General features: G+C 25.6%; 17 protein-coding genes and 1 tRNA gene. 5 read left to right on the top strand and 13 right to left on the bottom strand.

Annotated features, from left to right (window positions below; translation table 11 throughout):
* Window positions 1-95: 95 nt before the first annotated feature.
* Window positions 96-1,793, bottom strand: coding sequence for a methyl-accepting chemotaxis protein (locus KYD98_RS13225; protein ID WP_219780517.1), 1,698 nt, complete (start codon window positions 1,791-1,793; stop codon window positions 96-98).
* A 264-nt stretch (window positions 1,794-2,057) separates the two neighbouring features.
* Here KYD98_RS13225 and KYD98_RS13220 point away from each other — a divergent pair, with 264 nt between their 5' ends.
* On the top strand, window positions 2,058-3,407 hold the full coding sequence (locus KYD98_RS13220; protein WP_219780516.1) for a YjiH family protein: 1,350 nt from the start codon (window positions 2,058-2,060) through the stop codon (window positions 3,405-3,407).
* Window positions 3,408-3,656: 249 nt separating this feature from the next.
* Here KYD98_RS13220 and KYD98_RS13215 read toward each other — a convergent pair whose 3' ends face one another.
* The 6 genes from KYD98_RS13215 to KYD98_RS13190 all read right to left on the bottom strand — a co-directional run bounded on the left by KYD98_RS13215 (window position 3,657) and on the right by KYD98_RS13190 (window position 8,474).
* The gene (locus tag KYD98_RS13215; protein ID WP_219780515.1) at window positions 3,657-4,304 is read right to left on the bottom strand and encodes a CatA-like O-acetyltransferase; all 648 of its coding nucleotides are present in this window, start codon (window positions 4,302-4,304) and stop codon (window positions 3,657-3,659) included.
* Window positions 4,305-4,520: 216 nt separating this feature from the next.
* The gene (locus KYD98_RS13210; RefSeq protein ID WP_219780514.1) at window positions 4,521-4,859 is read right to left on the bottom strand and encodes a hypothetical protein; all 339 of its coding nucleotides are present in this window, start codon (window positions 4,857-4,859) and stop codon (window positions 4,521-4,523) included.
* A gap of 74 nt (window positions 4,860-4,933) precedes the next feature.
* A complete protein-coding gene (locus tag KYD98_RS13205; protein ID WP_219780513.1) occupies window positions 4,934-5,191 on the bottom strand; it encodes a hypothetical protein in 258 nt (85 codons plus the stop codon).
* 406 nt (window positions 5,192-5,597) lie between these two features.
* Window positions 5,598-6,152 carry a DUF4829 domain-containing protein gene (locus KYD98_RS13200; protein WP_258049821.1) on the bottom strand — a complete coding sequence of 185 codons (555 nt, stop codon included), beginning with the start codon at window positions 6,150-6,152 and terminating at the stop codon, window positions 5,598-5,600.
* Between the two features lie 38 nt (window positions 6,153-6,190).
* A complete protein-coding gene (locus KYD98_RS13195; protein ID WP_219780512.1) occupies window positions 6,191-7,891 on the bottom strand; it encodes an ABC-ATPase domain-containing protein in 1,701 nt (566 codons plus the stop codon).
* Window position 7,892: 1 nt separating this feature from the next.
* Window positions 7,893-8,474 (bottom strand): DUF1836 domain-containing protein, encoded by a 582-nt coding sequence (locus KYD98_RS13190; RefSeq protein WP_219780630.1) that lies wholly within the window; start codon window positions 8,472-8,474, stop codon window positions 7,893-7,895.
* Between the two features lie 202 nt (window positions 8,475-8,676).
* On the opposite strand from KYD98_RS13190, the gene trhA reads away from it, so the two are divergent.
* Window positions 8,677-9,324, top strand: coding sequence for a PAQR family membrane homeostasis protein TrhA (trhA, locus tag KYD98_RS13185; protein ID WP_219780511.1), 648 nt, complete (start codon window positions 8,677-8,679; stop codon window positions 9,322-9,324).
* A gap of 218 nt (window positions 9,325-9,542) precedes the next feature.
* Here the strand turns inward: trhA and KYD98_RS13180 are convergent, their stop codons facing one another.
* On the bottom strand, window positions 9,543-10,856 hold the full coding sequence (locus KYD98_RS13180; RefSeq protein ID WP_219780510.1) for a sodium-dependent transporter: 1,314 nt from the start codon (window positions 10,854-10,856) through the stop codon (window positions 9,543-9,545).
* Window positions 10,857-11,279: 423 nt separating this feature from the next.
* Between KYD98_RS13180 and KYD98_RS13175 the strand changes: the two genes are divergently transcribed.
* Window positions 11,280-12,875, top strand: a complete 1,596-nt coding sequence (locus KYD98_RS13175) for an ABC-F family ATP-binding cassette domain-containing protein (protein ID WP_219780509.1) — start codon at window positions 11,280-11,282, stop codon at window positions 12,873-12,875.
* Between the two features lie 97 nt (window positions 12,876-12,972).
* Here KYD98_RS13175 and KYD98_RS13170 read toward each other — a convergent pair whose 3' ends face one another.
* Window positions 12,973-14,697, bottom strand: coding sequence for a ferredoxin hydrogenase (locus KYD98_RS13170; RefSeq protein WP_219780508.1), 1,725 nt, complete (start codon window positions 14,695-14,697; stop codon window positions 12,973-12,975).
* 171 nt (window positions 14,698-14,868) lie between these two features.
* The gene (locus KYD98_RS13165; protein WP_219780629.1) at window positions 14,869-15,438 is read right to left on the bottom strand and encodes a TetR/AcrR family transcriptional regulator; all 570 of its coding nucleotides are present in this window, start codon (window positions 15,436-15,438) and stop codon (window positions 14,869-14,871) included.
* A 159-nt stretch (window positions 15,439-15,597) separates the two neighbouring features.
* On the opposite strand from KYD98_RS13165, the gene KYD98_RS13160 reads away from it, so the two are divergent.
* Complete coding sequence (locus KYD98_RS13160; protein ID WP_219780507.1) at window positions 15,598-16,491, top strand: phosphatidylserine decarboxylase; 894 nt, start codon at window positions 15,598-15,600, stop codon at window positions 16,489-16,491.
* Between the two features lie 38 nt (window positions 16,492-16,529).
* Here the strand turns inward: KYD98_RS13160 and KYD98_RS13155 are convergent, their stop codons facing one another.
* The 3 genes from KYD98_RS13155 to KYD98_RS13145 all read right to left on the bottom strand — a co-directional run bounded on the left by KYD98_RS13155 (window position 16,530) and on the right by KYD98_RS13145 (window position 18,960).
* On the bottom strand, window positions 16,530-17,666 hold the full coding sequence (locus KYD98_RS13155; RefSeq protein WP_219780506.1) for a Card1-like endonuclease domain-containing protein: 1,137 nt from the start codon (window positions 17,664-17,666) through the stop codon (window positions 16,530-16,532).
* A 193-nt stretch (window positions 17,667-17,859) separates the two neighbouring features.
* A tRNA-Arg gene (locus KYD98_RS13150) sits at window positions 17,860-17,934 on the bottom strand.
* Between the two features lie 120 nt (window positions 17,935-18,054).
* The gene (locus tag KYD98_RS13145) at window positions 18,055-18,960 is read right to left on the bottom strand and encodes a sensor histidine kinase (RefSeq protein WP_219780505.1); all 906 of its coding nucleotides are present in this window, start codon (window positions 18,958-18,960) and stop codon (window positions 18,055-18,057) included.
* A 338-nt stretch (window positions 18,961-19,298) separates the two neighbouring features.
* Here KYD98_RS13145 and KYD98_RS13140 point away from each other — a divergent pair, with 338 nt between their 5' ends.
* Window positions 19,299-20,513 carry a dicarboxylate/amino acid:cation symporter gene (locus KYD98_RS13140; protein WP_219780504.1) on the top strand — a complete coding sequence of 405 codons (1,215 nt, stop codon included), beginning with the start codon at window positions 19,299-19,301 and terminating at the stop codon, window positions 20,511-20,513.
* Window positions 20,514-20,520: the final 7 nt, after the last annotated feature.

Below are 20,520 nucleotides of genomic sequence, written 5' to 3'. Positions count from 1 at the left end.
CTTCAATTAAAAACATAAATTAACTGATACTATATAATTAATATTTAAAGAGCCTGAGCACTAACCTATTTAGTGCCACAGCCTCTTGTAAAATATTATTTACTTTTTAGTCTAAACTTAGATATTTCTTTTTCTAATGTTTGAGCTTGTACAGATAATTCTTGAGTAGCTGCCGCTGTTTGTTGTGCTGTTGCAGAATTCGTTTGAATAACTTCTGATATTTTATCTACTCCTATTGTCATTTCACCAATTGATTTTGATTGATATTCAGATGCACTTGCTATATCTTTAACTAATTCTGATATATTATCTATATCTTTAGAAATAGCTTCAAATGCCTTTTCTGTTTCCTTAGCTAACTTTCCTCCATCATTAACAGTATCTATAGATTCTGTTATTATACCAGTAATGCTTTTTACTGATCTTGATGATTCTTGAGCAAGTACTTTAATTTCTTCTGCAACTACTGCAAATCCTTTTCCTGCTTCACCTGCTCTTGCAGCCTCTATTGCAGCATTTAATGATAAAAGATTTATTTGTGATGCTATCTCTTCTATCGTTTCTATAATTGCAGCGATTTCTTTTGAAGATTTTATAATATTAGTCATAGAGTTCATTAAATTGTCCATTTTTACATTTCCATCATCAACAATTTTCTTTGTCTTTTCAAAAAGGTTACTAGCAACCTTAGTATTCTCTGTATTATTATTAACTCGTGTTAATATTTCACTAAAACTTGAAAGTAATTCTTCAACTGCACTTGCTTGTTCAGTTGAACCATCTGCCAAAGTTTGAGTAGTTGATGAAATTTGTTCTGAACTACTTGCCACTAAATCAGAAACTTCGTGTATATTTTTAAAAATATTATTAAAAGAATTTATAATATTTTCTAAAGAAGTTTTTATAGGTATAAAATCTCCTTTATAATCTACTGAAGTATCTATATCTAAATTCTCATTTGCTATATTTTTTATTACTACTGTTATGTCACTCAAATATGAATTTAGTGTTTCTATAGTATTATTTAAATCTTTAGTCATTTGTCCCATCTCATCTTTTGATTCATAACTATAATCAGTATTAAGATGACCTTCTGATAAATTTTTAGACATATTCATGATATGATTAATACCATCTAATAAAACCTTTCTTATAATGCTACTCATCAAAATTGATAAGATTAGTATAACTACTAACATTATTATAGATCCTATCATAACCTTTTGTTTAGACTCATTTGCATTTTTTACAAACTCTTCAGCTTGTTCATTTGAATTTTCTGAAATACTTATTATCGCCTTTCTTGCAAGTTCTTCGTCTTTATTATAAGCTCCCATTACTATCTCATTTGCTTCTTCATCTTTTTCTTCTAAAATTAATTTACAAATTTCATTTCTATCTGATTCTATATTTTTCATATAATATTCGAAATCATTTATTAATTTTTTATCCCCTAAAAATACAGTCTTGAGTTCTATTAAATCATTATCTAATGCATTCATTTCATCATTTAAGTTATCTATATGACTTTTTATTTTATCTTTATCAGGTTCACTCATAGCTTGATACATATATTTTTGTACTCTTATAAATTCTGCTCTTATACTCCAGGTTAGCTCATTAACTTTATATGGTCCTTCATATAGATCATTTGTTTTATTAGCCACATTTTGAAAACCCTTTAATGAAACACCCATAAATACAAAAGTTAATACCAATATAGTCAAAAAGCCTGTTGTTATTTTTCTTCTTATAGAAAAATTTTTAAACATATTTTTTATACTTTTGTACATACATATATCCTCCTTCGTATTTAATTAGATTTAACTACTAATACATTATATGCATCTACTGTATTTAGACTTAATTATTTTTTCAAAATGTTTTAAATTTATATGTTGTAATTCATTAATAGCAAAATTATAATACTTATATTTATTAATTTTAAAAATATGAAATAATAATTAAATGTTTACCATAAATTAAGACTATCTTTTTTTTCCTTTATATATTAAAATAGTATCTGTTGTATATTTATAAAAAATATAGGGGGAAAAATGAATAAAAATTCAAATATTAATTTAAATACTCTTTCATTATTAAAATTTATTATACCTTCATTAATAGGTATTTTATTATTTATGACGCCAGTAAAAATAGATGGGAATTTTACAATACCAATAGCTTTTCTATCTAATTTTGTGGTTACTTCTTTTGAAAGTATACTTCCAATTTTAGCTCTTGCTTTTATTTCAATATCAGCAATTGGAAGTGTTTTTGTTAAATTATTTAAATCTAAAAATAAATTTGTAAATTCACTATTTAATGTGAGTTATCCTTGGTTAACAGCAAGAATAGTAGGAATGTTTTTAGTAATAATGTGCTATTTTAAAATAGGACCTGAATTTATATGGTCAGAAAAAACTGGTGGAATGGTACTATTTAATTTATTACCTTTGTTAACATCTGTATTTTTATTTGCAGGTTTATTTTTACCATTATTACTTAATCATGGCTTATTAGAATTCTTTGGATCCTTATTGACTAAAGTAATGAGACCAATTTTCAAGCTCCCTGGAAGATCTTCAATAGATTGTATTACATCTTGGCTTGGTGATGGTACTATCGGAATACTTTTAACAAGTAAACAATATGAAGAAGGATTTTATACACAAAAAGAAGCAGCAGTAATCGGAACATCTTTTTCAGCTGTATCAATTACATTTAGTTTAATGGTTATAAGTCAGGTTGGACTTGCACATATGTTTGTTCCATTTTATTTAACTGTTACATTATCTGGAATAGTAGCTGCTATAATTATTCCTAGAATAAGACCACTATGTAAAAAATCAGATACATACATAGATGGGACAGCTCTTAAAGAAAATGTAGACTTTATTCCTGATGAATATAATGCATTTACTTGGGGATTAAAAAATGCTATTGAAAAAGCTGAAAATAACTCAAATTTTAAAGCATTTATTTTAGATGGATTACAAAATGTAATAGATATGTGGTTAGGAGTTTTACCTGTAGTTATGGCTATGGGAGGAATTGCTCTTATGATCGCTGAATACTCTACATTTTTTGAAATCTTAGGATTACCATTTATTCCACTTTTAAAATTATTAAGAGTACCTGAAGCAGTTGCTGCATCTCAAACATTAGTTGTTGGATTCGCTGATATGTTTATACCTTCGGTATTAGCTACAACTATTGAAAATGAAATGACTAGATTCATAATTGCATGTACATCAGTAACTCAATTAATATATATGTCAGAGGTAGGCGGATTACTTCTTGGATCAAAAATACCTGTATCTTTAAAAGATTTATTTATTATATTTATAGAACGTACAATAATAACATTACCTATAATTGTACTAATAGCAAATCTACTATTTTAATTAAAAAATATATTTACATAAGTAAAATGTCATTTCAGACATATACACATTATAATAAAAAACTAAGTCATAGAATGTTTTTTAAAATCATTCTATGACTTAATTTTTTTATAAAATAATCTATAATACTTCTTCACAAAAGTTTATAGCAAGTCCCTTATCGTGATAAATAACATTTCTTTAATATAATTTTCCTTCTTAAAATATCATCAAATTAATGTTTTAAGTACTTAAATTTAAATTTGTTATTCATTTTAAATATTTTTCTGGATTTAATGATATTTCTTTTACATCTGAAAAGAATAAAGAACAATGATATCCATCAGCAACAGCATGGTGAACTTGAATAGTTATTGGCATAATAATTTTATTATCTTCTTCAGTAAATTTTCCCCATGTTACCATTGGAAATAGAAAAGTACTACTGCTTTCATTGTTTACATTAAAAGCTGTATAATTAAACCAAGGTAAACAAGAAACAATAAAAAAGTTATTTTGAGAATCTGTAGTAAAATTAGTATCCTTTTTATAATTGTTTAACGCGTTATTCATATCTTTATAAAAATCTAAAAATACACTGTTAAATGAAGTATATAAATCACACATTACTTTAGTTTTATCATTTAACACAGAATAACTTGGACCAATTTCATCAAAGAATCCTAAGCATCCTTCTTCATCAAATGCCATTTTGAATTCTTGATAATTATTTATCGCTTTTGATACAACCCACGTAAATGTTGGATATAATCTCAGTTTATTATCCTTTATATAATTATAAAGATTTGTAATATCAATATTTACAGTTATACTATATGTACATTTTGCATTATTAAAAAAATGATTAAAGCAATCCTTTCTATCCCAAGTATTCATATCAATTATATTAAAACCCATAATCTATTTACCCCTTATACTATTTATTTATTTTTAAATTTACTATTTCAATTACTATATTTTAAATTAGAATTTAATCTTTACAACTTATTTTTATATAAATTTCCACTTTATTACTGGTTAATTATAACATATATTGTAAATGTAATAATTCTTAAATATTTGAATAATATTTTTTGTTTTATGATAAAGTGAGTTACTTATATTACATACCAATTACATATTTTTTAGTTTGTTATTCTTTAAAAAGTCTATTAATTTTTTTATAATAAATGCTACAAATCCTAATAATATATATCTTGTAATTAAATCAAAAGTATCATCTATGCAATACCATTGTTTAAAAAACAATAGTATTATTACAGAAGATAATAGAAATTCAATAAGCAAGTGTTTTATTGAATTTGAATGTATAATACCTTGGAAAATGAAAATCATAGGGAATAATAGAACTATTCCTACTATTATTAAATCTTTGTATGGAAACATATGATCATAAATAAAAATTAAACATATTAATAAATAAGGCAATATTATAGAGATTAATTTATTCATAAGTATTCTCCTTTTTATACTAGAATAATTCTAAATATCTTTATCTTTGATTCCATTTATTTTTAAAATACCATTTAATTTCCTTTATTTTTTTGTTTAATAGTATATACATAATATACACCCAATGAACTTATTGTTGTTGATATAACTATTAATGTATCATCAAATAACATTAGAAATATAATTTTAAAAAATGGTATAGCTATTATTAAATAAATTAAAGAGTGAAGAATTTTTACTTTTTGTCTTTGCTCATATTTAAAATTATATTTAGTAAGCTTTATTGCATATACTATAGATACTGTGGTTAATAGAAATGCTGCCATATTCATATAAAATCAACTTCCACTTGTTGTAGATTAAAATCAATATCTTTTTTTATAATTACACAAGAACCTTCAAAAATGTCTCCTAATGTAGCCTGTCTAAAACCTTTGATTGTTACAGATGTTTTTTTACATTTTTCATAATATAGCCTCCCTTTTATAATATATAGTATCATCTTTTTAATAAAAATTTTGTAATAAAAGGTATTAATCAGTTTTTGTATTTTCCCGTTTTTATAAGTAAAAATATAGATTTTGTATAAAATATATTTACACAAAATTCATTTGATGTATTGAATTAATATGATAAATAATTTTGTTTTTGTACAAAAAATAAGCATAGATGTCTATCACTAATGTGATTTTCATCTATGCTTATATTGTACAAAACTTATCTACTGTCTTTAATTATTTAGAATTCTCCAATCTCTTCTATTTTCCACTCACCTAAATTATTTTCTCTAATCAAAGTAAACATCTTCTTACGTTCTCCACTATCTTCTGGCTCCTTACTTTGATCTTTATATTGTACATTATATTTAACAGTATATATTCTTACATTTTCTCTTTTCACACCATTAATTAATCCCAGTCCAGATTTAAAATAACTATTATAAATCGATTCATCCTTTATCAAACTTAAAGATTCTAATTTACAACTTTCTAAATTATCTAATCTAAAATTGGTGTCCTTATGTCTTATTGTATAACACTCTAATAAACTTTTTAATTGATGCGCATTTTCATATTCAAATGCATCTCTTATAACATCCTCAGGTAATTTTATAGCCTGTGTTAAAATTATAGGGTTTACTGGTACTATAGAAATTTCTTCATTCGCAATTTCATTTTTATTATTTCCAACATTTTGTTCACTACATGAAACTACAAAAATCATAATTATAAATACCAATAATATTAATGTTATACTTTTAGCTATTTTATAATCTCTCATACTTTTTCCCATATCAACCTCATAAATTTATAAAAATATCAACCTTTACGTTATATTTTTAAACTACGGAATCTATTAAATGCTGCCATTATTTCTTGTCTTCTTGGCATTGATAGTCTACCATGGCCACCTCTTATATTGCTAATCGAAATAATTCCATTCTTTTCTATATAGTCTATTATTTCATCTGTTATTTCTATCAATGTTCTCTTTCCGTCTATAACATTATCTTCTGCCCATTTCATTATTTCACCAATAGTATTGATTTGTTCACTATCAACAATTTGTTCAACTGCTCTTAGATCTATATTTTCTTTGTTAATAGATAATCCATCTACACCTAAAGTTTTTACCTTTACACCTTTGTATCCTTTTTCAATGCTACCCTTTTTTACTACTCTATTTAGATTTATCTTTATATCACAATTTCTTTCTTGTATTTTTGAAAGTATTTTTCCTTTACTAATACTTTTTGCTTGCTCTGTTACATCTTTTATATTATAGCAATCCATTTGTATTACATTATCAGCTATATCGAAATAGTCCCCTGAACTTCCTACTACTATAATTGTTGAGATTCCCTTTTGACTATATAAATCTCTAGCTACTTCAATAAAAGGTGTTATAGGTTCTTTATCTTTAGAAACTAACATTTGCATTACATCATCTCTAATCATAAAATTAGTTGCTGATGTATCCTCATCAATTAAAAATACATTAGTTCCACTCTCTATCCCTTCTACTATATTAGCAGCTTGTGATGTACTTCCGCTTGCATTTTCACTATAAAACTTAGTTGTTTCTTTTTTATTAGGTAAATTATTTATAAATAATGATATATCATCTTTAAGAATTACTCTTCCATCTTCCGCTCTAACCTTTAATGCAGTATCATCTGTTATTACAAATTCTCTTCCATCACCTTCAATATGGTTATAAATACCTAGTTCTAATGCATTTAGTAATGTAGATTTTCCATGGTATCCACCACCAACAATAATTGTTATACCTTTCTTTATCCCCATTCCTATAATTTCGCCTTTATTAGGTAAAATAAATTTAACTTCTAGATTTTTAGGAGATTTAAATGGTATTCCTTCCTTTAAAGGTTTAGTTGATACTCCTGATTCTCTAGGTAATATAGAATCATTTGCAATAAATGCAATTAAATTGTTTCTTTTTAATTCATTTCTTATAAACTCTTGATCCTCAACTAATCTTACTTGATTTATAAGTTTGTTTTTATCTAAATTCTTATAAATAATAGAAGACTCTACTATCTTAGGTAAAAAATCAAATAAAATCTTTTCTAATTCTTTTGAAAGGACACTTCTTCCCCTTGCTGGAAATCCAACTTCTATCCTAGCTTCTATTTTTTTATCACTTATTACAATTGAAGTTCTATCTAATATTTCTTGCGTACATTTACTTATAGATATTAATCCACTCTTTCCTGACCCAAAAACCTTACTACTATATGAATATATATTTTTATAGAATATTCTAGTCAAATAATCTTGAACTGCTACCTTTTTATAACTATCATTTACTAATTCTTCTGGAATATCCGAAATTTTTTTATCTATTATTATCCTTACTCTAGATGGAGATGCAAATGGATCTCCTTGAACATGATCTATTGATAATATATATTTATTAAAATCATACATCCCTTCAAGTTGTTTATATGCTTTATATCCCCTACCATCTATGCTAATTAATTCTTTACGTAAATCATTAAAATTTTTCATTTTATTTATCACCTTCTATAAAAAATTCGTCAATCAATGCTTCACCCATTTTTCTATACATATTACTCATTGATATCATAGATCCTATAAGTAAAAACTTTTCTTCAAAATCACCTGTAATATTATTATCATTTAATAACTTCTTTAAGTTTTCTTGTTTATTAATTACAGATGATTTAAATTCTTCACTATCCTCACTACTGATTTGTAAATAGGTATCATATAAAGCCCTTAAATCATATTCTTCATTATTTTCATATTTATTAACTATATTGTTTAAAACAAGTTTTATATCATTAATTGATAAAGATCCTTTTAAATCATAAATTAAACACATAAGTATTAAATGTTCTTTAGAATACTTTTTATTCTTTATGCTCATTAATAATTTTGCTTTTGCATAGTTATTAATCATAGTTTTAGTTAATACCTTATCTTCTTCGTTTCTTTTAAGTACTGATAATTTACTTTCAAAAAGTTGAATTACTTGATCCATATATAAATCTAAATCAGGTATATCCTTAAGTTCTATTTTTTTATCTACATTTAAATTTTCTATAATATTTAATATATCTTTATTAATCACACTTTTTCTCCTTATCTAGTTTTAAAAACTATATAATGTATCATATATATTTATATATTAATAGTATTCTGAATATAATTCAAGAAAATGAAGAAAAATATAATAATTATGTGTTGACTTTTATTTTACTATATATAATAATATTAATATATCATCATATAGTTTTAAAAACTACATGATAAATTTTGGAGGTGTAAATATGACTAAATATTTAAGAGAACCTGTAAATGGGTTAACTCATTTAATAGGGGCTATTCTATCACTTATTGGATTAATTCTAATGACAGGTAAATTGATAACTAATAACGGATCAGTAATAGAATACTTTGCAGTTATACTATTTGGAGTTAGTATGATTTTACTTTATAGTGCTTCAGCAACTTACCACTCTGTTATTGCAAATTCAAAAGTAATAAAATCATTAAAAAAACTAGATCACTCTATGATATTTGTATTAATAACAGGTTCTTATGCACCGTTTTGCTTAGTAGCATTACAAAATTCTACTGGTAATAAATTATTTACTGCTGTAGCTACTGCTGGAGTTTTAGGTATAATCTTTAAACTTTTATGGGTTACATGTCCTAGGTGGTTAAGCAGTGTTATGTATATTGTTATAGGATGGTTTGCTATTTTTGCAATCTATCCATTATCTAAAGTTCTATCTACTTCAGGACTAAATTTACTTATATTAGGTGGACTTATGTATACAATAGGTGGAGTAATATACGCATTAAAAAAAGATAAAATAAAAATAGGTGTCTTTGGTTCACATGAGATATTTCATATCTTTATAATGCTTGGAACACTTTGTCACTTTATATGTGTATTTTTCTATATAATATAATGTTTATATAATATAAATGCTATGTTTTGAAACAGTGTTGATATTGTAGTATAAGGGCGAACTGGCATTGGAATTTGCTTTATGCTACAATATCAACATTCACTTAAAACATAGACAAAATAAAAAAAGCTGAGTTAACTTATAAAATTATATCTTTAAGTTAACTTAGCTTTTTTATCGCTATATTTTTAATAACTATTTATATTTTATTATAATAATTAGCCAATTCCTCCATATATGATACCTAAAATTATAACTAGAACAGTAATAAATACAAAAACATATTTAGCAAAATTTAAAAATGTAACTCCAAGTTTTCTGCTAGCTCCCACATTTATTTCTTCTAGTGCCTTTCTAGAATCATATACATAATAGAACACTATAAATACTATAAGTGCTGCTGTTGGTGATACTATTATTGTTATAAAATTAGTAAAGCTATCAAAAGCACCCATGCTTAAATTTAAAGGAATAGATAGAATAAATCCTATACTTGCTATAATAATAGATGCTTTCTTTCTATTTAATCTAGTTTGTGACATTAATGCCTCAACAGGACCTTCTAACATATTAATAGATGAAGATATTGCTGCAAATAAAATGCTTAAGAAAAATATTATTGATATTATTCTTCCACCTGGCATTTCTCTAAATATTGTTGGCATTGTTATAAATAATAACGGTGGACCTGCCATTGGATTTAGTTTAAAAGCAAAAACTGCTGGCATTATAACAAATGATGCAAGCAATGCTGCTAATGTATCTAATATAGCTGTACTTAATGCTGATCTTGGTATATCAAAATCTTTTTTCATATAACTTCCATAAACAACCATACCACAACCATTTAAAGATACTGTAAAAAATGCTTGTCCTAATGCCATGATCCAGGTATTAGGTTTTAATAAAACTTCCCATTTAGGATTCAAAAGATATTTAACGCCCTCTATAGCTCCTGAAAGAGTTAAAGATCTTATAGCAAGAAGTATAAATATAATAAATAATAGTGGCATTATTATTTTATTTATTAATTCAATACCTTTTGTTACTCCCATATACACTATAATTAATGTTAAGGCTATTGCAATAAAGTTCCATATTATAGATTGACTATTTCCTGCAAATCCATCAAAAAATGAATTAACATCTACAGAAAATAATTCACCAGAAACACTCATTGAAAAATACTTTAATATCCACCCTACAACTATATTGTAAAACATGAAGACACCTGCTAATCCTACTACAGGAATTAAACCAACTAATAATCCACCACTTTTTTTCTTTTCATCAAACACATTTCTAATCCCAGCCATTGATCCAGCTTTAAATTTTCTTCCAAATGCAAATTCAGTTATTAATCCTGTTGATCCTAATAACAAAACAAATATAAAATATGGAATTAAAAATGCTGCTCCTCCATTTTGACCTAATCGATATGGAAACATCCATATGTTTCCTAGACCTACTGCTGCCCCTATACAAGCTAGTACAAAGCCAGCCCTACTCTTAAAATTTTCTCTTTTAGCCATTTTCCTACTGTCCCTCCTGCATAATAAAATAAAGCCACATAGTGCTTACTATGCGGCTTTCCTACAATTCTAATATTCTACACCCACATAGTTTTTTTGTTTCTATGTGGTAAACTTTGAAGACGATAAAAATCCTCAACCATCATAGATACAAAACCAAGTTTTCTGCTTAGCCTGTACCTATAAACATTGATACAAGCTCTATCCATAATAGCTAAAGTAATATGCGTTATTAAATTGTATAGTCTTACAAATAGTGCATATCATAATTATTATCTCCATTTAATTAATTTTCCTTAATTCTACCATCTTTTTTACAAAAATGTCAATAATAAAAAGTATTAAAATCTTATTATTATTCTCTTTAACTGCTATTCTATGGTATAATAACTGAATAATACGCAATGAAATGAGGGAAATTTATTGATAACTGTATCAAATGTTAGTCTAAGATTTGGTGGACGTAAACTTTTTGAAGATGTCAACCTTAAATTTACTCCTGGGAACTGTTATGGAGTTATCGGAGCAAATGGTGCTGGAAAAAGTACATTTCTAAAAATATTATCAGGTGAAGTAGAGCCTAATACTGGTGAAGTTATAATTGCTCCTAATACAAGAATGTCAGTATTAAAACAAGAACATTATAAATACGATGATTTTCAAGTTTTAGAAACTGTAATAATGGGTAATGAAAGATTATATCAAATCATGAAAGAAAAAGATGAGATATATGCAAAACCTGATTTTTCTGATGAAGATGGAATCAGAGCATCTGAATTAGAAGGCGAATTTGCTGAACTTAATGGTTGGGAAGCAGAATCTGAAGCTTCTTCGCTTTTACAAGGTTTAGGAATTGGAACTGAATATCATTTTAAAAATGTATCAGAATTAACTGGAGGGGAAAAAGTTAAAGTTCTTTTAGCTCAAGCTTTATTCGGTAATCCTGGAATACTAATCCTAGACGAACCTACTAATGGTCTAGATTTAAAAGCTGTAAATTGGTTAGAAGATTTCTTAGGAAATTTCGATGGAACTGTTATAGTTGTATCGCATGATAGACATTTCCTAAATTCAGTTTGTACTCAAATGGCTGATGTTGACTTTGGTAAAATTAAAATTTATGTTGGTAACTATGATTTCTGGTATGAATCAAGCCAATTAGCTCTTCAAATGTCAAAGGATCAAAATAAGAAAAAAGAAGAAAAAATTAAAGAATTACAAGACTTTATCGCAAGATTTAGTGCTAATGCTTCTAAATCTAAGCAAGCTACTTCAAGAAAAAAATTATTAGATAAAATAACTTTAGATGATATCCAACCTTCAAGCAGAAAATATCCTTTTGTAGGGTTTAAACCTGAAAGAGAAGTTGGTAATGATATATTAACAGTTAAAGATCTTTCAAAAACTATTGATGGAGTTAAGGTTTTAGATAATGTAAATTTCATGGTTAATAAAGGTGATAAAATTGCTCTTGTTGGTAATGAAATTGCTGTAACTACATTATTTAAAATATTAGCTGGAGAAATGAAACCAGATAGTGGTGAATTCAAGTGGGGAATAACTATAACTAACGCATACTTCCCAAGTGATAACTCAGAATATTTTGATGGTTGTAATCTTTCTTTAGTAGATTGGCTTAGACAATATTCAGAAGAAAAATCTGAAAGTTATATAAGAGGATTCTTAGGAAGAATGTTATTCTCTGGAGAAGAGGCATTAAAAGAAGCTAATGTATTATCTGGAGGAGAAAAAGTTAGATGTATGTTATCTAAAATGATGCTTTCTAATGCAAATGTATTAATGTTAGATCAACCAACTAACCACTTAGATCTTGAATCAATTACTGCTGTAAATAATGGATTAAAAGATTATAATAGTAACATACTATTTGCTTCTCATGACCACCAATTTGTTCAAACTATAGCAAATAGAATTATTGATATCAAAGATGATGGATCTATTGTTGATAGAACTATGACTTTTGATGAATACTTAGAGTTTTCTCAATCAAATAAATAATTAAAATAAATGGCGATACTATCTTTTATGGTATCGCCACTTAAATTTACATTAAATATATTTTTAATATATTCTGAAATAATATTTATATAACATTTTATTTTTTATATTTAATATGTAAAAGCTTATGTGCTAATCCTTCACCAGGCTTGCCCATATAATTATCATACATCTTTAATAATGCTGAATTTTCATGAGATTTTCTCTTTTCTAAGCCCTTATCTTGATTATATAAAACAGAAGCTCTTACTTTTCTAATATCTATTTTTTCTCTTTCTTTTGCACTTACATGAGGTTGTCCACCACCATTTACACAACCTCCTGGACATGACATTACTTCAATAAAGTGATATTCTTTTTCGTTCATTTTACCACTTTCTATAAAGTTAAATACATTCTTAGCACCATTAATAACAGCAATATTATATTCTTTTCCACCTAATTCTACTGTAGCCTCTTTAATGCCTTCTATTCCTCTAACTTGTTTATATTCTATATCTTTTAATGACCTATTCTCTATGAAGTCTTTAGATGTTCTTAAGGCTGCTTCCATAACCCCACCAGTTGCTCCAAATATAGCTCCTGCTCCTGTATATTCTCCCATTGCCGGATCTACTATACCATCTTCTAAATTAACGAAATCTATTTTTGCAGTTTTTATCATCTTTGCTAATTCTCTAGTAGTTATTACTGCATCTATATTTCTTAATCCATCATTCTCCATTTCACCTCTATCAGCTTCATACTTTTTAGATGTACATGGCATTATAGTAACTGTAAATATATCTTTAGGATTTAATCCCTCTATTTCAGGATAATATGTTTTACTTGCAGCTCCAAAAATTTGTTGTGGTGACTTTGCAGTAGATAAATTCTCTATAAAATTTGGAAAATAATTTTCTACTTCTCTAACCCATGATGGACAGCATGACGTAAACATTGGGAAGGGTCCACCTTCATTAATTCTTTTAACTAACTCAGTAGCCTCTTCCATTATAGTCATATCTGCTCCAAAATTAATATCAAATATCTTATTAAAGCCTAACATTCTTAAAGCTGTATATATTTTTCCTGTTACATCTATTCCATAACCCATTTTAAACAGTTCTCCCATAGCCGTTCTAACTGATGGTGCCATTGCAACTATTACATGTTTATTTGGATCATTTATTGCATTTTGTACTCTTTCAATATGTGATTTTTCTGAAAGTGCATCTACTGGACATGCAGCTACACATTGTCCACATAATAAACAATTAGTTTCATCAAAGCATCTATTCTCTATAGATGATACTTTTCTTTCTCCATTATCATTTATAATCTTAATAGAATCAGTGCCTGTTCTTTCACCACATGCAGATTCACATCTTTCACATAATATACATTTTGTTCTATCTAGTACTATAGATCTACTTCTATCATCTACATAACTTGATTTGTCTTGAACTATAAACGGTTTACTTGCTCTAGCTTTAGTTTTTATAACTAATTTTAAAAACTCACAGTTTTCTCTTCTTTTACATGGTCCACATTTAAATTCATGTTTATCCAACATGTTAGAAACTTTTGATTTAATTTCTTCTTGAACTCTATCTGAATTCGTCTTAATAATCATTCCATCTTTAACTAAAGTTTCACAAGATAATACTAAGTTTTCCTCTCCCTCTATTTCAACAGCACATACTCCACATTTGCCAGTATTGCTGCAATCATTTAAGTAACATAATGTTGATATTTCTATTCCATTTTCCAAAGCTACTTTTAAGATAGTTTCATTTTCTTTACTTATTATTTGTTCTCCATCTATTATTACATTTATCATAAAAGTTAATCCTCCAATTAAATATTATTTAAAACCAAGCAAATATAATTTTAACATAATTGTTAAATAAAAATAAGTGGTAAATAATAATATTTATTGGTTAAAAAGAAAAATAAAGGTATTTAAAGAATATTTTAATACCTTTATCGTTAGTTTATATATTTAAAACTCCTATTTATTTGATAATCCATTTAGTGTGAATTCTAATGTTTTTTCAATAAGATTTTCTAAATTGATTTTTTCTATATCAATTAATTCATATATAGCAGCAGAACATAATGTACCAAAAACTTCATAAGCCATAAGCTTACTATCTCCTATTCTTACCTCTCCTTCTTCAATTCCGCATTTTATATAAAATTCTAATTCCTTTATATAATTTTTTATTTTTTCTCTTAATGCAATTTGTCTTTCTTCATTTCCCCATAATTGACTCATTACTACCTTAAAAAAATTTTTATTTTCATATAAAAATGTTAACTGCATGTTACATGTTTGTTTTAGTTTTTCAATAGAACTTATGTCCATTTCTTTAACTTTTAAAATTCGACTGCTAAGTATATTTAAACCCTCTTCTACTATAAAATTAAAAATATCTTCTTTACTAGTAAAATTATAATATAATGTTCCCTTTGCAAGCCCAGCCCTTTTAGCTATATCATCCATAGTTGCTCCTCTGTAACCTGCATTTGAAAATATTTCTATTCCCGAATTAAAAATCAAACGTTTAGTTTTATTCACAACATATCCCTCATTTTCTAATCTCATTGATAATTTCATTATACCACTATTATTTTACTATTTATTCCTTTAATTCTTAATTTTTTGATATTTTTAATATATATGATAAAATCATTATATATTAATTTATTTCTTATTAATTTAAAGAAAGAGGTATATATGATTAAAGTATATAATAGAATTACTAAAGATTATGAAGAGGAAAAAGTCGCTGGAAAGAAATTTATTGAGTGGACTTATGAATCACCATTAGGTAAAAATTTTGCTGAATTAATAGCAAAAAGAAAACTGTTTTCTAAAATATATGGTAAGTTTTGCGATACTAAATTTAGTGCTAAAAATATTTCTAATTTTATTGAGAATTTTAACATTGATATGTCAATTGCAGAAAAAAATATATCTGATTTTAAATCATTTAATGATTTTTTTGTTAGAAATTTAGTTCCTAATGCAAGACCTATTTCAAATGATAATAATGTACTTATTTCTCCTGGTGATGGAAGAATTACTGTTTATGAAAATATAGATCTAAATAATATTGTTCAGATTAAAGGATTAACTTATAGTTTAAATGAATTAATTAAAAATAATGAAATAGCACAAAATTATAACGGTGGAACTTGTATTATTTTAAGATTATGTCCTACTGATTATCATAGATTTCATTTTGCTGATTCTGGAATCCCATCTGAAACATATAAAATAAAAGGGCATTATTACTCTGTTAATCCTATTGCCCTTAACTCAATTCCAAAACTCTTTTGTGAAAATAAAAGAGAGTGGTCTATATTGAAGTCAGATAATTTTGGTGATATATTGACTATAGAAGTTGGTGCTACTTGTGTCGGATCTATAATCCAAACATATTCTCCTAATGAAAAAGTTAAAAAAGGAGATGAAAAAGGATATTTTAAATTTGGTGGATCAACTACTATTTTATTTTTTGAAAAAGGTAAAGTTAACATTGATGATGATATATTATATCAGTCAAAAAATGGTTATGAATGTAAAGTTTTATTCGGCGAAAAAATTGGAATAAAATTCAATAGTTAAAATTAATGCTCACTCTAAAAACAGAGTGAGCATTAATTTTAACTATTAATTATGGTTTTTAATTTATTTTTAAATTTTTCAATATCTTTATCTAAAATTATAAGATTTATTCCCATAGCATTAGCTCTTTCATTTACACATTTTTTATTTGGCTCTTTTGTAGCTACTAGTATTTTTTTTGCATTAATTCCACCTAGCCTTTTGCTATATACATCAAGTTCATTTAATGCATTTTCATCATATTTTGCACTATCTTTACAAGATATGCATATTAATATATCATCTTTAACAGCTAATACATCAAATTCATTTTTAACTTTACTATCTTCTTCATTCCATACAAATACTACTCCACATTTAACATCATCCACTTCGTTTATTTCTCTAACCACTATATTAGTTAATACTTCTAACCATGTACCGCTTTTAAATATAAATCCTTTTAAATAATTTTTTTGGAAATATATTTTTATTTTATTTTTAATTTTTTTATATATAATTGCATTCATTTTATCTAAATACTTTAAACAAGCTTTTAATATTTTAATTTCTTCATCTTCTAACTCTTGTAAATCAACTAATACTTTACTATTATCAGTGTAATCATGAATGAATACATTGTTATCGTAAAGACGATATTTATATTTATACCATATATCTAAATTTTCATATATCTTTTCTGTTATTTTTATTACATCAGAATATGTACTTATTTTAGTTGAATCTAATAAAATATTTGCACCTGTTATTTTTAATATATCATCTAAATAAATATCTTTAAATTTTTCATTTTTATCAGTTGCATTCACTCCTAATTGGTACCATCTTTTATTTAAAATATCTACATATATTATATTAAATTCTCTAATTAACGCTTGATTTAATAATATTAAAGAATTTATTCTTTTTCCACCAGTTATATTTATAATGGTTCCTTCTATATTTATTTTATCTAATATTTCATTAATACCTTTTATATCTCCATTACTAATACTATAACTTATAATATCTAAATGTGGGAAAATACTCTTATGATATTTTTCTAATTTTTCGTATAATAATTCATTTTCTTTACTTTTTAAATAAATAACTTTATTAGGTTGTAGTTTGTCTGTAGCTAATAAATTTCCTTCATTATGTTCATCTAATAAATTAATTAAAATATTAGTTTTCATCATTACACCTTCAATTCTATATAGTTATGTATAATCAATTTCGATATATAAAATAATAGTTTAAATTCATAATCATAATAATCTATTATCTTTAGAATGTACCTTAACTTTATATTTTATTATTAGCATATATCATATTTATTATTTTAAATAACAATAAAAGACTTAGTTTATAAACTAAATCTTTTATTTATGGCAGAGCGTAAAGGAATCGAACCCTTAATGCACCGTCCGTAGCGGTGTGTTATATCCGTTTAACTAACGCTCCTCAGTATTCTATTTATTTTTTACAACAAAAATATCTTATCACAAGCCATTACAATATGCAAGTTTATACAACCAAATACTTTAAGTTATTTATAAAATAACCTAAGTATTTGATACTGTTTTATAAATAAATATCTGAAAATTCTACTTCCAACATTTGTACATTATTTTTGCTACAATTACCAATATTTTTATCTACTATATTTTCTGAGACTTTTATTATTGGTAATTTAATTATAAATTCACTCCCTTGATTCTCTATGCTATTTAATTCTATATTCCCACCATGTGCTTTAGTTAAATTTTCTACTAAAGATAATCCTATTCCACTTCCACAATGTTCATATTGTTTTTTACTTGTAGATTGTATAAATCTATTAAAAATTTTATTTTGATCTTTTTCTGGTATACCTATGCCTTCATCTTTAACTGATATAACCAATTCATTGCAACATTTTAATAAATTAATATATATGCTACTATTTTCAAATGAAAATTTTATAGCATTTGAAATTAAATTCATAATTATTCTATCTAATGCTTGAGCATCTACTGCCATAATACACTGTTCAACATTAGTATCAAAAACTAATGATATATTTTTTTGTTTTGCATATCTATCTATAGATGCTATTGTATTTTCTATTAACTTAACTATATCTAAATTTTTTCTTTCTATTTTATAATAATCTTTTTCTAATCTTGTTGTGTCTATTAAATTATTTATAAGCTTTAACATTTTGTAACTATTTCTCTTTATATTTTTCATATATTGTTTCATTTTAATTTTGTTATTTTCATCTACATACCCACTTTCATAACATTGCAATACACTTAAAATTACACTTAGTGGTGATCTTAAATCATGAGAAATATTTAAAAGGAGATCTTCTTGTAAATTTTTATAACGACTTATTTCAATACATTTATTTATTAATTCTTCTTTTGACAATTTGGCAAGTTCAGATTTACTTGGTATTCCATTTTCTTCTGTTGTATCGCTAATTAAATTATCAACTATACCCATTTACAAATTCCCCTTCTTATAAATAAATTATATTATCATTTTTCCAAATTATTCTATTTTATATTTATATATTATCACATGCAATTTATGTAAACAACCATTTTATTTATAATTTTTTATTTAGCTATAATATTAATCGTACACTTAAATCTTAATAAATTCAAATATATTAACTATATAAATGAAAATAATTACATTTTTATAGTTATAATAATTTTTTTTGCAAACCTACATTGAATACTTGACCAATAAGTAGTTTAATGTTATATTTGTACATATCAGAGTTACACATGTATCTCATTGGAATACATTGTCATTATAGAGGGGGGAACCTAAAATTGAAAAATCTTTCATTAATTAAACGTATTTTTTTATTTCTTATATCAGGAATAGTATTGGGACTAGTTTGTAAACATACTAACATTTTATTCCCAATTAAAATATTAGCAACTTTCAGTTCATTATTCTCAAGTTTTTTGTCATTTGTAATTCCATTAATTATTATTGCATTTATAGTTCCTGGTATAGCATCATTAGGTAAAAGTTCAGGTAAGGTATTAATATTTACCACTATATTATCATATATGTCTACTATTATTTCAGGAGTTCTAGCTTACTTTTTAGGTGTAACTTTATTACCAAAACTAATTACAAATGCTACATTAGCATCTAATGAAAGCATTGATGTATCTCCTTATTTTGCTATAGATATACCACCACTATTTAATATTATGTCAGCATTAGTTTTAGCATTTATATTAGGTGTAGGAATTTCTAAAATAAAAAATAGTAGTCTTTTAAAAGCTTTTGAAGAATTTAGTTCTATAGTATCAATGATACTTTCTAAAATACTTATTCCACTTGTTCCAGTTTATATTGGAGCCATATTTGCTAAATTAAGCTTAAATGGTGAAATATTTATTACTATAAAATCTTTCATAACTGTTTACATTGTATTATTTGCATTACAATTTTTATATTTAATAGGTCAGTATTCAATTGCAGGAGTACTTAATAATAAAAATCCATTTAAACTTCTAAAAAATATGGCTCCAGCGTATTTTACAGCAGTAGGAACTCAATCATCTGCTGCAACTATTCCTGTTACTTTAAATTGTGTTAAAAATAATAATGTATCAGAAGATGTAGCAAACTTAGTAGTTCCACTTTGTGCAACTATTCATTTAGCAGGTGATACTATAACTCTTGTATTAACTTCAATTGGGGTTATGCTTATGAAGGGTCAAGTACCAACATTCTCTATGATGATGCCATTTATATTAATGCTTGGTATTACTATGGTAGCAGCACCTGGTGTTCCTGGTGGTGGAGTTATGGCAGCACTTGGATTACTTGAATCAATGCTTGGATTTGGTGGTTTAGAAAAACCAATAATGATTGCACTGCACGCTGCACAAGATAGTTTTGGTACAGCTACTAATATAACTGGTGATGGAGCTTTATCATTAATTATTGATTATTTTGTTAAAAATAAATTTAAAAGAGATTCTTCATTAAAAAAGATTGAAAATGAAAATAAACTATCCGCTTAGTTTATAA

The sequence above is a fragment of the Clostridium weizhouense genome (assembly GCF_019431045.1).
GTDB classification, from domain to species: domain Bacteria; phylum Bacillota; class Clostridia; order Clostridiales; family Clostridiaceae; genus Clostridium; species Clostridium weizhouense.
Note: the sequence above shows the minus strand (reverse complement) of the source record. Positions and strands in the feature narration are given on the sequence as shown.

Coding starts and splice junctions, on each gene's coding strand:
- KYD98_RS13225 (WP_219780517.1), bottom strand. CDS start 1,793: ATGTACAAAAGTATAAAAAATATGTTTAAAAATTTTTCTATAAGAAGA.
- KYD98_RS13220 (WP_219780516.1), top strand. CDS start 2,058: ATGAATAAAAATTCAAATATTAATTTAAATACTCTTTCATTATTAAAA.
- KYD98_RS13215 (WP_219780515.1), bottom strand. CDS start 4,304: ATGGGTTTTAATATAATTGATATGAATACTTGGGATAGAAAGGATTGC.
- KYD98_RS13210 (WP_219780514.1), bottom strand. CDS start 4,859: ATGAATAAATTAATCTCTATAATATTGCCTTATTTATTAATATGTTTA.
- KYD98_RS13205 (WP_219780513.1), bottom strand. CDS start 5,191: ATGAATATGGCAGCATTTCTATTAACCACAGTATCTATAGTATATGCA.
- KYD98_RS13200 (WP_258049821.1), bottom strand. CDS start 6,152: ATGGGAAAAAGTATGAGAGATTATAAAATAGCTAAAAGTATAACATTA.
- KYD98_RS13195 (WP_219780512.1), bottom strand. CDS start 7,891: ATGAAAAATTTTAATGATTTACGTAAAGAATTAATTAGCATAGATGGT.
- trhA (WP_219780511.1), top strand. CDS start 8,677: ATGACTAAATATTTAAGAGAACCTGTAAATGGGTTAACTCATTTAATA.
- KYD98_RS13180 (WP_219780510.1), bottom strand. CDS start 10,856: ATGGCTAAAAGAGAAAATTTTAAGAGTAGGGCTGGCTTTGTACTAGCT.
- KYD98_RS13170 (WP_219780508.1), bottom strand. CDS start 14,697: ATGATAAATGTAATAATAGATGGAGAACAAATAATAAGTAAAGAAAAT.
- KYD98_RS13160 (WP_219780507.1), top strand. CDS start 15,598: ATGATTAAAGTATATAATAGAATTACTAAAGATTATGAAGAGGAAAAA.
- KYD98_RS13155 (WP_219780506.1), bottom strand. CDS start 17,666: ATGAAAACTAATATTTTAATTAATTTATTAGATGAACATAATGAAGGA.
- KYD98_RS13145 (WP_219780505.1), bottom strand. CDS start 18,960: ATGGGTATAGTTGATAATTTAATTAGCGATACAACAGAAGAAAATGGA.